The 13219-nt window shown below is 29.7% G+C and carries 12 protein-coding genes; 6 read left to right on the top strand and 6 right to left on the bottom strand.

The genetic code is table 11. The features are described 5' to 3' along the window. From LPB136_RS09370 to tsaB, 3 genes are all read left to right on the top strand, one after another. Positions 1-213 carry a hypothetical protein gene (locus LPB136_RS09370; protein WP_072556070.1) on the top strand — a complete coding sequence of 71 codons (213 nt, stop codon included), beginning with the start codon at positions 1-3 and terminating at the stop codon, positions 211-213. 98 nt (positions 214-311) lie between these two features. After that, positions 312-1649, top strand: a complete 1338-nt coding sequence (locus tag LPB136_RS09365; RefSeq protein WP_237267372.1) for a TolC family protein — start codon at positions 312-314, stop codon at positions 1647-1649. A gap of 91 nt (positions 1650-1740) precedes the next feature. Beyond that, entirely contained in the window at positions 1741-2421 is a 681-nt protein-coding gene (gene tsaB / locus LPB136_RS09360; RefSeq protein ID WP_072556068.1) for a tRNA (adenosine(37)-N6)-threonylcarbamoyltransferase complex dimerization subunit type 1 TsaB, read from the top strand. Here tsaB and LPB136_RS09355 read toward each other — a convergent pair. The 4 genes from LPB136_RS09355 to LPB136_RS09340 all read right to left on the bottom strand — a co-directional run bounded on the left by LPB136_RS09355 (position 2413) and on the right by LPB136_RS09340 (position 4615). Continuing rightward, positions 2413-3081 carry a hypothetical protein gene (locus LPB136_RS09355; RefSeq protein WP_072556067.1) on the bottom strand — a complete coding sequence of 223 codons (669 nt, stop codon included), beginning with the start codon at positions 3079-3081 and terminating at the stop codon, positions 2413-2415. The genes tsaB and LPB136_RS09355 overlap by 9 nt on opposite strands. A gap of 41 nt (positions 3082-3122) precedes the next feature. Then, positions 3123-3929 (bottom strand): mechanosensitive ion channel family protein, encoded by an 807-nt coding sequence (locus tag LPB136_RS09350; protein WP_072556066.1) that lies wholly within the window; start codon positions 3927-3929, stop codon positions 3123-3125. Between the two features lie 51 nt (positions 3930-3980). After that, positions 3981-4334, bottom strand: a complete 354-nt coding sequence (locus tag LPB136_RS09345) for a DUF1304 domain-containing protein (RefSeq protein ID WP_072556065.1) — start codon at positions 4332-4334, stop codon at positions 3981-3983. Between the two features lie 80 nt (positions 4335-4414). After that, complete coding sequence (locus LPB136_RS09340) at positions 4415-4615, bottom strand: dodecin family protein (RefSeq protein WP_072556064.1); 201 nt, start codon at positions 4613-4615, stop codon at positions 4415-4417. A gap of 175 nt (positions 4616-4790) precedes the next feature. On the opposite strand from LPB136_RS09340, the gene LPB136_RS09335 reads away from it, so the two are divergent. Continuing rightward, on the top strand, positions 4791-5138 hold the full coding sequence (locus tag LPB136_RS09335; RefSeq protein WP_072556063.1) for a toxin-antitoxin system YwqK family antitoxin: 348 nt from the start codon (positions 4791-4793) through the stop codon (positions 5136-5138). A 103-nt stretch (positions 5139-5241) separates the two neighbouring features. Here the strand turns inward: LPB136_RS09335 and LPB136_RS09330 are convergent, their stop codons facing one another. Next, entirely contained in the window at positions 5242-6441 is a 1200-nt protein-coding gene (locus LPB136_RS09330) for a multidrug transporter (protein ID WP_072556960.1), read from the bottom strand. Positions 6442-6491: 50 nt separating this feature from the next. After that, entirely contained in the window at positions 6492-9275 is a 2784-nt protein-coding gene (locus LPB136_RS09325; protein WP_072556062.1) for a TonB-dependent receptor, read from the bottom strand. A 345-nt stretch (positions 9276-9620) separates the two neighbouring features. On the opposite strand from LPB136_RS09325, the gene LPB136_RS09320 reads away from it, so the two are divergent. Beyond that, entirely contained in the window at positions 9621-10823 is a 1203-nt protein-coding gene (locus tag LPB136_RS09320) for a porin (RefSeq protein WP_072556061.1), read from the top strand. Positions 10824-10938: 115 nt separating this feature from the next. After that, positions 10939-13209: an inorganic phosphate transporter gene (locus LPB136_RS09315; RefSeq protein WP_072556060.1), complete on the top strand. Its 2271-nt coding sequence runs from the start codon at positions 10939-10941 to the stop codon at positions 13207-13209. The last annotated feature ends 10 nt before the right edge of the window (positions 13210-13219 follow it).

Genomic DNA, 13219 nt, shown 5'->3' with positions numbered 1-13219 from the left:
ATGAAAAAAAGTGTATTAATTATTTTAATGCTATTTATAGTTGAAATTTCTTCCGCGCAATGCGCCATGTGTAAAGCTGTAGTAGAAAATGGAAACGAATCTATGGGTGAAGGCGTAAACGACGGTATTACCTATTTAATGGTGTTTCCATACATATTAGTTGGTACTTTATTCTACTTTTTATACAAGCATAAACAGAAAGAAAAAAATTAACACTTTAATAAATAAGAATTAGTGTAACAAATTTTGTTTTTGAACGTCTTATTAAAACTATTAGTAAAAAGTCAACTTAATAATCTTATAAAAATAACGTGTTGAAAACTAAACTTATATTTTTTGCTGCTTTAATTGTATCAATTTCAGCATTTTCTCAAAAAAAATGGACGCTTAAAGAATGTGTAGATTACGCATTAGAAAACAACATTACTATTAAGCAAAACAAATTTAATATAGACATAGCAGAATCTGATGTTAAAAGCGCAAAAGGAAATAAATTGCCTTCTGTAAATGGATCTACAGGAGGAAACTTAAGATTCGGTTCTGGTTTTAATCCTATAACAAATGATAGAGTTTCAACAACAAATTTTGGAGGTTCTATTGGTGTAAATGCAGGTATTACTGTGTTTAATGGTTATAGAGTTTTAAACACTTATAATCAAGCAAAATTAGGTGTAGAAGGAAGTAAATTAGACTTAGAAGTAATTGAAAACGATATTGCATTACGTATAGTTAATACATATTTAAATGCATTATTTGCTAAAGAAAATTTACTAGTCGCTACAACTCAAGCTGAGATAAGTCAAAAACAAATAGACAGAGCAAAAGCACAATTTGACGCAGGGACAATCCCAAAAGGTGATTTGTTAAACGTGCAATCTACAGCAGCAAATGATACACAAAATGTGGTTTCTCAAGAAAACGCATTAAATTTAGCATTACTTAATATTTCTCAAATGCTACAAGTTCCTTTTGAAGGTTTTGATGTTGCAAAAATCGAAGTAGATTCACCTTCTGCGGCAATGTTATATAGTACTTCGGAAGAGGTATATCAAAAGGCATTAAGTAACAGACCTGAGATAAAAAGAGCGCAATTAAATATTGAAAGTGCAGATCTTTCTATCGAAATAGCTAAATCAGCATACAAACCATCAATTACAGCCTCTGCTAGTGTAGGGTCAAATTTTAATTATAATTTAGATTTACCAACTGGATTTTCTAATACAGGTTTCTTTGATCAATTAGATGAAACTTTAGGTTACGGTTTAGGATTTAATGTTAGTATTCCAATTTTTAACGGTTTTAAAACTGATGCAAATGTGGAGCGTAATAAAATCAGTAAATTAATAACAGAAACAAGATTAGAAAGCGAAAAACTACGTTTACAACAAACTATAGAACAAGCTTTCCAAGATGCAAAAGCAGCAGCAAAAGCATTTGAAGCAGCGGAAATTTCTTTAGCAGCACAAACTGAAGCTTTTAAAAACGCGCAAGAAAGTTATAATTATGGAGCAATGACATTATTTGATTTTGATCAAGTTCGAAATCGATTAGTTAATGCAGAAGGAGCAATGATTAGGGCGAAATACAATTATGTTTTTACTACTAAAGTTTTAAAGTTTTACTACGGAGAAAATATTTTACAAGACTAAAAACAATTTTAATATATATTGAAGACTCATCAACCCTAATGTTGATGAGTTTTTTGTTTTTAAAGCCTATCTTTGCTCAAATTTTTAGATTTTGGCACTTATACTTAATATAGAAACAGCAACCAAAAATTGCTCAGTTAGCTTAGCAAAAAACGGAGAAATTATTGCAATAAAAGAAATGAATAATGGAAATTATTCTCATGCAGAAAAGTTGCACCCTTTTATTGTTGAAATTTTAGAAGAAGCTAATACTTCTACAGATAAAATTGATGCTGTTGCTGTAAGTAAAGGTCCGGGTTCTTATACTGGATTAAGAATTGGTGTTTCTGCAGCTAAAGGTTTGGCTTTTTCTTTTGATAAGCCTTTAATTTCTATTGAGACATTAACTTCTTTAGCACATGCTATTAAAATTGAGGATGGTTTAATTGTACCTATGATTGATGCTCGTAGAATGGAAGTGTATGCTGCGGTCTATGATTCAAATTATAGTAAAACTAGAGAAATTCAAGCACAAATTATTGACGAAAATTCTTTTCAAGATGAATTATCAAAAGGGAAAGTATATTTTTTAGGAGATGGAGCAGCCAAGTGTAAAACTTTAATTACGCATAAGAATGCTGTTTTTATACAAGATAAATTCCCTTCAGCAAAAGAAATGGCTTCTTTATCATTTACTAAATACAAAAAAAACGACATCGAAGATGTCGCTTATTTTGAACCATTTTATTTAAAAGATTTTATTGCTATTCCTGAAAAGAAGAAATTATTTTAATGAAGTATAATATTTAAATATTTTAATTAAATCTTTTTCTTTCTTTAATTTAAGTTTATTTTTTTTAATAAAGGTCTTTACTTCTTTTGATTTATTTGAAACTATTTCTAAAAACTTTTTTGTTTTTGTTGGAATTTCTATTACCTCATCAGAATTTTTAAACTTTACAAAGTTAGTGTCTTTTTTTCGTTTAAAAGTTGGTGGTGTATAAGAACCATAACCAGTTTTAGCTTCAACTTCTTCTTTTAAAAGAATATTTTCTTTGAGTAGAATTTTAAATGAAGGATCTTCATGTTTAATTACATAGAAAGTTTTTTCATTTTGATTCTCACTTTTATTAAAAGCAGCATAAACTTTATTAGTGTAGACAAAAGTAAGTTTTAAAGGGCTTTTAACAGTAAAATATTTTGTTTGTCCTTTTCTTAAAACTTCAAAATAATCTTGATGAGCATTGTATCTAGCTTTTAAATCTGTCTCCTTATAGCCTTCAATAGTAACTGGTCTCAAGTCTTTATTAATAAAAGGAGTTCCTTTAAAGTTTTTATCAACATCTGAGAAAGTTTTAAATGACATAGAAGATGATAAGGAGTATCTATTCTCCATTTGTGCTGTTAATAATAATGCTTGTAATAATAGTAATATTGTTAATTTATATTTCATCTTATTTATTTTGGTTACAAAGTACAATAATTATACCATTTTTAATTTTCTTTATGAATCTCTACTGAATGTGGATAAGGAATTTCTATTCCAGCTTTATCTAACGCTATTTTTGTGTTTTCAGTAACATCAAAATAAACAGTCCAATAATCTTCTGTTTTACACCAAGGTCTTACAGCAAAGTTTACGGAGCTATCTGCTAATTCAGAAACATTTACTGTTGGAGTAGGGTCTTTTAAAACTTTAGGATGTGAAGTTAAAACATTCATTAAAACATCTTTTGTCTGTTTAATATCAGCGTCATAAGAAACTCCAAAAGTTAAGTCTACTCTACGAGTTCCTTCCGAAGAAAAATTAATAATATTTCCATTTGATAAAGCGCCGTTAGGTATTATTATTTCTCTGTTAGATAAGCCAGTAAGTTTGGTTGTAAAGATTTCTATTTCTTTAACAACTCCAATTTCTCCTTGTGCTTCTATTAGATCTCCAATTTTAAAAGGTTTAAAAATCATAATTAAAGCGCCTCCAGCAAAATTAGCTAAAGAACCTTGTAATGCTAAACCTAAAGCTAAACCAGCAGCACCAATTATTGCTGCAAAAGAAGTAGTTTCTATCCCTAGTTTAGCAATTACAGTAATTATTAAAAGTATTTTTAATGCCCAACCAAGTAGGTTACCGAAAAATTTTTGAAGTGTAATGTCAATTCCACGTTTATGCAATATTTTTTTTACAGCTTTAATTATTAGGTTTATAATAAATAAACCAACTATTAAAATTGCTAATGCTGTAATTACTTTTGGAGAGTATTCAACAAGTAACTCTTTAATTTGTACTATATATTTTTCCATTTCGTATTGTTTTTAATCAATACAAAAATACAGTAAAATGCTAGATTTTTTCTAAAGAAAAAGTGAAATTAATCCTAAGGTTGCAGGAATAGATTGAATATATAATATTTTAGTTTTTTTAGTAGAATAAGCTCCGTAAATACCCGCAACGAAAACACATGCTAAAAAGAAAATTGCTACATCCGTTTTATTTGAAACCATAGACCAAATTAAGCCTGCAGCTAAAAAACCATTATATAAACCTTGATTTGCTGCCATAACTTTAGTTTCTTCGGCAAACTCTTTGCTTTTTAATCCAAAAGCTTTTATTCCCTTTGGTTTTGTCCATAAAACCATTTCTAATATTACAATGTAAATATGTATAAGTGCTACAAAGCCAATAAGTGTAAGTTGAAGTATATTCATATTTCAAATATAGTAAAAACAATAATGCGATTTTACAAAAGTAAAACCGCATTATAAAGTAGTAGAAAAATATACAAAACTTACTTCACTTCGAAAGTAAGCTTTAGGTTTACTCTAAATTCAGTAACATCGTCTCCGTTTACTACTGCACTTTGAGATTGTACAAAAACAGATTTGATGCCTTTTACAGATTTAGAAGCTTGTTTTACAGCTTTTTTTGTAGCGTCTTCCCAGCTTTTTTCTGAGTTTGCTAATACTTCAATTACTTTCATTACTGCCATAACTTTTTGTTTTTTTAATTATAATTCTACCGTAAATATATATTTTTTCATTTTAAAAAAGCTAAACCATTTATAATAATTAATCGCAATGTTAATTTAATGTTATGTAAATATTGCTTTATTGTAAAAAAGAACTTATATTTGTAAAGGAAATGTAAATATAAAAATAGATATTATGAAAAAATTAATTATAATCGCTTGTATTTTAGCAGTCTCTTTAACACAAGCTCAAGATAAAAGTCCTTCATTTGAAAAAGTTGGTGATTTAGTTAAAGCTACTTATTTTTATGAAGATGGAAGTATTGAAAAACAAGGTTTTTTTAAAGATAAAAAATTAGAAGGAACTTGGACTTCTTTTGATACTAAAGGAAATAAAACAACAATTGCTCACTATAAAAGTGGTAAAAAAGTTGGTAAGTGGTTTATGTGGGAAGGAAATGTTTTGCGTGAAGTAAACTTTGAAAACAGTACTGTAGCTAGTGTACAAACTTGGAAAGAAGATACCAAGATAGCTGTTAAATAAATTTCATTTTTTGATTGAAAAGATATTTTTCTCAATAAAAAAAACGCGCCATTTGGCGCGTTTTTCATGTAATTAATTCAAATAATTAGTGCAATAATATTATTTATTGTCTTGTCCAACCTGCTCCCCAGGTAGCATAGTCAGTTCCTGTTGCAGTTGCATCTTCTGTATAGAAATCTGCATCTGTAAAAGTTTCACCTGTATCGTTTTTCATTTTTACAGTTATATCTTCAAAAGCTACAGAGCTAACATCTAAATCTCCGTTTATAACTCCTGTTCCTGTTGGGTTAGCACTTGTTGCTCCAGCATCACCATCAAGATCAAATCCTTCAGCAAAACCTTTTAATAAAACATTGCTAAAGATTGCTTGAGTTCCTGCTCTTAAACGAACAGCTTCATTACCAGTTCCAGAACCTAAACCAATAATAGTTAAGTTGTTTACTGTAGGTTTAGACCAAAATAAAGGGCTAGAGTTGTTTCCTATGTCTGTATTGTAACCATCAGCTTCAATACCTTTATCGTGATCAGTACCATGTTTTACATAAGCATCAGTAATTGTACCTGTATAACCTTCTGTCCAGTCAATAGAATCATCTTGAGCGTTTACAATAGAAATGTAACTTACATTTACTGTTCCTCCGTAAAACTCAACACCGTCATCTTTTCCTTCATACATTTGAATGTATTCTACTAAAGTTGAATTACCAACACCGTAAAAAGAGAATCCGTTGTTTTCTGAATTTCCATCAGCCTTTCCACCAGAATATTCAACACGTACATAACGTAATTTTCCAGAATCATCTGAAGCATCATTACCTCCAAAAGGTAAACTTGCAATTTCTGAAGTAGAAGTTCCTGAACCAGAAACAGAGTTAATAGGAGCTTTACCTAAAAGTATTAATCCTCCCCAATCACCAGCATTTGGTGTATTAGCAGCAGAAGTAAAAATAATTGGTTGGTTAGCTGTTCCTTGTGCGTCAATTTTTGCGCCTTGAGAAATAGCAACATAAACGTCAGCTCCTGTTGCAGCTGCTTTAATTGTCATTCCTGCAGGAATTGTTAAAGTTGCACCGTCTTCTATAATTACTGGACCAGTAACTATGTACGTATTAGCAATATCTAAAGATAAATCTGAAGCATAGTTTCCGTTTAATTCTATTTCTTGGCCTGTAGTTGCTGTACCACCACCATTTGTGTTGTTTGTTACGCTATTATCATTAATAATGATATCAGCTGTTCCGTCTTCACCACATGAAGCGAATAGTGTTGTTGCTATAGCTAATGCTAATAAATTATTTTTCATTGTTTTAAAGTTTGAATTTTTCATTTTTATTATTAAAGTTGTTTTATTTTTTAAAATTTATACGTAAGACCTAAGCCTAAGTTCATTCCTAATTTATATTCTGAAAGAGTTACATCTCCAATTGAAGTATTTTCTCTAATTCTTTTTATCGATGGGTCTAGTAAGTTTTTAGCACTTAAGTTTAATTCCCAATCTTCACCAATTTTATTTTTCCAAACAAAGTCTAAAACAGGAATTCCTTTTTCAATAATGTTTCCTAATTGTCCAGAACCTAAAGCATCTATTCTATCAGAGAAATAAGAAAATACTAATGATGCAATTGGTTTATAGTTTTCAAAGTTTGTTGGACTATAATTAATGTTTGCATTTACTAATATTGGAGATGCACCTTGTAGCTCATCACTAGTTCTATTAAATGATACACTGTATAAACCAGACACGTTTTTTAAGTCTTGTTTTGTGTGCATGTACGTAAAGTTGAAACCTGCGGAAAGTTGTGTTTGTTCATCTTCATTTAAAATTAAGTTTTTACGAGCTTCTAATTCCACACCATAAACTTCTGCTTTGTCTCCAGATCTAAAGTAACGTTGGTTACCAGAAGCGTCATTTGCTACTACTAAGTTTATTGGATTGTGTATTTGTTTTGTAAAAGCACTAAATGATAAAAGTTCATCTCTTGTTATAAACCATTCGTATTTTAAGTCTAAGTTATATACTTCAGAAAATGAAGGGTCGTTTAATAAATCTGGATTACCACCAACGCTTTCACCAATACCTTCGTAAAGGAATGGTGTAACTTCTTTAAATTCTGTTACAGATACTGTTTTACTAAAAGTAAAACGTAAATTTTGATTATCTGTTAAAGCGTATTTTGTATTTAAACTTGGTAAGATAAATGTTTCGTTTGCCTCTCTAAATTTAGCATCATTTGGATTAATATTAATTACATCATAACTAATATCTTGGTTAAATGACTCTAAACGAACACCAGGAACAATTGTCCATTTTTCGTTAGGTGTAATAGCTGCAGAAACATAACCTGCATATACACGTAACTCTCCAGAATACGTATTCTCATCTAAACCAGGTAAGTTTGTACTACCAAGTGTTGGAGGATCTATTGCATTAAAAACCTCTGTATTATATAGGTTTCCGAAGTTATTAATATTAATAATTGAATTGATATTGTTTACATCCGTTATTTCTTGGTTTGTGTTAATAAAGTCGTAACCGTAACGAATGTTTGTAAAATCTCTCGTTTTAATTCTTCCGTTATAACCAAAGTTCCATGTTAATTTATCGGAAGCTTTATATTCTAGGTTTATTCTACTATTTAATTCTTCATCTATAATCTTTTGAAAATAACGTTGATTGTCAAAAACTATGTTATTGTAAAAAGATGGATTTGTATTTGGGTCGTTATCTAAAGCTAAATGATAGTTTTCTAAACTAATTCTTTTTCTATCTGGTTCGTGTGCAAAAACATTGTTATACCCAATTCCCCAAGTAAGTTTAAGTTTGTCTTCTTCTATAGTATGCTCTCCAACCAATTGATTTACAAAAATTAAATCTTGGTTGTATTGCACATTCATTTGATAAAAACCTTTATCAGTATCTAATTGTGCATCTCTATTTTTACCTAAACCTTCTGTACCATAATAACCAACTTCGTCACTAGAGTTATTTAAGAATAATGAAGTGTATTTTAATTTATGGTCATTATTAATTCTATAAATAGCACTTGCCATTGCTGTAGTTGCTGTAGAATATTCATATTCTTTAGCATTCGGAAATTCTTTTTTAGCAACATTTGTATAGTTTACTAAGGGGCCTTCTCTGTATTTAAAGTCTCTTTCAAAAGAAACAGTACCAAAAAGACTTAAACGAGATTCGTTTTCAAAATCGAAAGATTTACCAGCGTTAATACCAATAGAGGTATTTATTGGTTCACCTGCGTCTACAGGATCAATTCCGTGAGATAAAACTACTGCAAACGGATTGTGTTTAAAACGGTTGTAGTAACCAAAATAACCGGTTCCTTCGCTCTTTTTAAAATTTTCTCCAGCTGCTCTTGTGTTTATTCCAGAACTAATATTAGCAGTTAAAAAACCATTTCCTTTATATTCTTTTGAAGTAATGTCTACATTACCAGCTGCAAAATCTCCATAAAAGTTAGAAGAATATGCTTTACTTATAGATACATTCTGAATGATATCTGAAGGAAAAAGATTTAAATTAATATTCTTTTTATTAATATCATTAGAAGGTAATGACAAACCATTCATTGTAGTATTTAAATACCTATCACCTAAACCACGTACATAAACATTGCTTGAACCTTCTTGTTTAGAAACACCTGAAATTTTTGCTACCGCACCAGCTGCGTCACTAATTCCTTTAGTAGCTAATTCTTCTGCTCCAATACTTTCTTTTATAACAACTGCTTTCTTTTGGTCTAATAAAAGAGCACTAGCTTTTTCTCTTGTAGTTACAGCTTTTACTTCTATTTCATCTAGAGCAACACCTTCTTCGGCGCTCATTAATTGATTTATAGTTATGGTTTCACCTGCTTTAATGATTAAAGGCTTTTCAATAGTTTTATAACCAATAAAACTAAAGACAATAGTGTAGTTTCCTTCTGCAATAGATAATGAGTATAAACCATCTATGTCTGATGTTGTACCTATAGTAGATCCTTTTATAAAAACATTTGCAAAAGGCAACGCTTCATTATTCATTTCTTTATCAGTTAATAAACCTTTAACTGAACCTTTGCTTTGAGCAAAACTAAATTGACTTACTGCCAATATTAAAATCAATACGATTTTTTTCATTTCTGTGAATTCTAATTTTATTCACGGCAAAGATGTGGTGCTTTTGTAAAATGAATGTTAGCTCTAATTTACGGTTGTATTATAGAAACATTAAGGCAATGTTAAGTTGAAATCTATTGGTAACAGTTTTTTAATTATCCCGAAACATTTAAGTAAATATCGAGTCTCATATTTGTATTAATCTTTTAAGATTTAAAATGTCATTATAAATTAATTAGTTTTTGTCGACTATTTTATATGACTTAACTGCCTTACATCAAGGCAGTTTTTTTTGTTTTAATAATATTTGATTAACATTAATTTAACATAATTATTGGTTATTTGCGGCGACAAAAACTAATAATTATGAAATTTAAATCAATACTTATAACGATAAGTATGATTGCCTTCTTGAGCGCTAATGCTCAAGAAACAAACGCTCCAAAATTTGGGAAAGGATTGTTTAATTTAGTAGGAAAAGACAGTACTTGGTCAATGAATGTTGGTGCAAGAATGCAATTTTTAGCAACAACACAATGGGATTCTAATAGCGATGGATTAACAAATCCAGAAACTTCTTTCTTAGTAAGAAGAGCTCGTTTAAAGTTTGGTGGATTCGCGTTTTCTCCTAAATTAAAATATAAATTAGAGCTAGGGTTGTCTAATAGAGATATTTCTGGAGCTTCAGAATTTACAAGTAATGCGCCAAGATATATTTTAGATGCGGTTGTAAAATGGAATTTCTATCAAAATTTCGAATTATGGTTTGGGCAAACTAAATTGCCAGGAAACCGAGAACGTGTAATTTCTTCGGCAAACTTACAGCAAGTAGATCGTTCATTATTAAACAGTAGATTTAATATTGATAGAGACATGGGCTTTCAATTAAGACACCATTTTAATCTTACGGATACTTTTATTGTAAAAGAAGCATTCTCGATTGCACAAGGTGAAGGTAGAAATATTACATCAGGAAACTTAGGTGGACATCAATATACTACTCGTTTAGAGTTTTACCCATTCGGTAACTTTACAAGCAAAGGAGATTATAAGGGAAGTGATTTAAAATTTGAAAAGAAACCAAAACTTGCAGTTGGAGTTTCGTATGATTTTAATAACGATGCTGTAAAGAATAGGTCTAATCAAGGTTCTTATATGACAAATGATGTTGGTTTTTATTCAACAAATATCTCTACAGTATTTGTAGATGCTATGTTTAAATATAAAGGATTCTCTTTTATGGGAGAATTTGCAAATAGAGATGCAGCAGATCCTTTAGCAAAAAATTCAGATGGAACGTTAACGGGAGCAGAAGTACAAGTTGGTAACGGATTAAATTTACAATCTGGTTATATGTTGTCTAAAACACTAGAGCTTTCAGGAAGGTATACCAATATAGATTGGGATAGAAATATTACAGGTAAAGGAGCAGAAAATCAATATACTTTAGGGGTTTCTAAATATATTGCTGGTCATAAATTAAAAGTACAAACAGATGTTAGTTATTTGGATTTATCTGATAAGACAAACGAGCTAATGTTTAGGTTACAAGTAGATGTACATTTTTAATTGAAGAAACTTTACTAAAGATTTTTTAAAATGTTTAGTATACACAAACATAACACAAACGTAACATAGGCAATATTGGATGTCTATTATATTTGCAAAAAATTAAAATTAAATTATGGATAATATTTATTTATTTATGTTAATCGCAATTATAGTATTAGCTGTTGCTGATATTATAGTAGGAGTTAGTAATGATGCAATTAACTTTTTAAATTCAGCAATTGGGTCTAAAGCCATTTCACTAAGAACTATTATGATAGTTGCTAGTTTAGGTATATTTATAGGTGCAGTTTTTTCAAGTGGTATGATGGAAGTTGCCAGAAAAGGTATTTTTGTCCCTGCCCAATTTGAGTTTGGAGAAATTATGCTAATTTTTATGGCTGTAATGATTACCGATATTTTGTTATTAGATTTTTTTAACACACTTGGTATGCCAACATCAACTACAGTTTCTATTGTATTTAACTTATTAGGTGCAGCTGTAGTAATGTCTTTAATTAAAATAAGTCACTCAGAAACACAAACTTTAGCAGATTTAGGAACTTATATAAATACAGCAAAAGCTATAGAAATTATATCTGGTATTTTACTTTCTGTAGTAATTGCATTTTCTGTAGGTGCGTTGGTTCAATGGGTTTCCAGAGTTATATTTACTTTTAATTATGAAAAAAGAATAAAGAACTTTGGAATTTTATTTGGAGGTGTAGCATTAACAGCTATTACTTATTTTATTTTCTTAAAAGGATTAAAAGGGACACCTTATTACAAAGAATTAAAAGGAATATTAGCAGGTAATGAAATCTATATTATACTTATCAGTTTTGCTTTTTGGGTTTTATTTTCTTTCGTTTTTGAAAAATTAACTAAAAAGACAGTACTATTAGTTGTTATTGCTGTTGGTACATTTGGATTAGCATTAGCATTCTCTGGTAACGATTTAGTAAACTTTATTGGTGTGCCAATGGCAGCTTATCATTCTTATGAAGCTTGGGTTGCTGGAGGTATGGATTCTACAATGTCTATGGCAGTTTTAGAGAAAAAAGTACCAGCAGAACCAGTTTTACTTTTTATTGCTGGAACTATTATGGTATTAACTCTATGGTTTTCTAAAAAAGCAAAAACTGTTGCGGAAACAGAAATAAGTCTTTCTCGTCAAGGAGAAACTCATGAAAAATTTGAACCAAACAGCCTTTCAAGAGGTGTTGTAAAAGTAACAACAAAATTATCTAGTTACTTTTCTGCAATTATACCGGCATCATTTAGTAGTAAAATTGGTAAAAGTTTTGAAAAGCCAAACTTTACAATGACTAAAAGTCAAAGTATAGACGCACCCGCTTTTGATATGATTAGAGCTTCTGTAAACTTAATGGTTGCAGGAGTGTTAATTGCAATTGCAACTTCAATGAAATTACCGTTATCTACAACGTATGTAACTTTTATGGTTGCAATGGGAACATCTTTAGCAGATAAAGCTTGGGGTAGAGAAAGTGCAGTTTATAGAGTTGCAGGTGTATTAAATGTAATTGGTGGATGGTTTGGTACAGCACTAGGCGCTTTTATTGCTGCTGGTACTGTAGTCTTTTTAATTAGTTTTAACCCACGTGTTATTATTCCAATCTTACTTTTATTAACTGTAATTTTATTATACAGAAACTACAAATCTCATAAAAAGAAATCTACAAAAACAGAAGATGAAGATAGCTTAAGTGATGCGGAAAGTAGTTCAGTACAAGGAGTAATTCACGAAAGTGCTAAAAACATTTCTAAAGTAGTTAAGCGTACCAATAGAATTTATACAAATTCTGTTGCTGGTTTAGCAGAGCAAAAATTACCTTTACTTAAAAAGAGTAAAAGTCAAGTTGTTAAATTATCTGATGAAATTGATGATTTAAGAGATAATATTACCTATTTCATTAAAAATTTAGATGCATCAAGTTTAAATGCAAGTGGATTTTACATTAATATTTTAGGTCATTTACAAGACATGTCTCAATCTTTAGAGTACATTTCTAAGATTAGTTATAAACACATTAATAATAATCATAAGAATTTAAAATCAACTCAGATTAATGAGCTTAAAGAAATTGATGACAAATTAGAAACTTTTTTCTCAGACATAGAAAAAGCATTTAAATCGGAATCTTTTGAAGAAATAGGCGTTATTTTAAATGAAAAGAAAGAGATTTTTGATTTGGTAAATGAAAAGATTACAAAACAAATAGCTAGAACTAGAACAGAAGAATCTAGCCCAAAAAACACAACATTGTATTTTGGTCTTCTTATAGAAACTAAAGATTTATTAAATGCAACCATGAATCTTTTAGAAGAATATCATGCTTCTTTTGACGGTTCTGTTGAGCCAGCAACAATAAGTCCATCAAAATAATTTAATAAAA

Origin of the sequence: Tenacibaculum todarodis, assembly GCF_001889045.1 — a bacterium.
GTDB lineage: Bacteria > Bacteroidota > Bacteroidia > Flavobacteriales > Flavobacteriaceae > Polaribacter > Polaribacter todarodis.
This window is presented reverse-complemented; position numbering and strand designations above follow the sequence as displayed.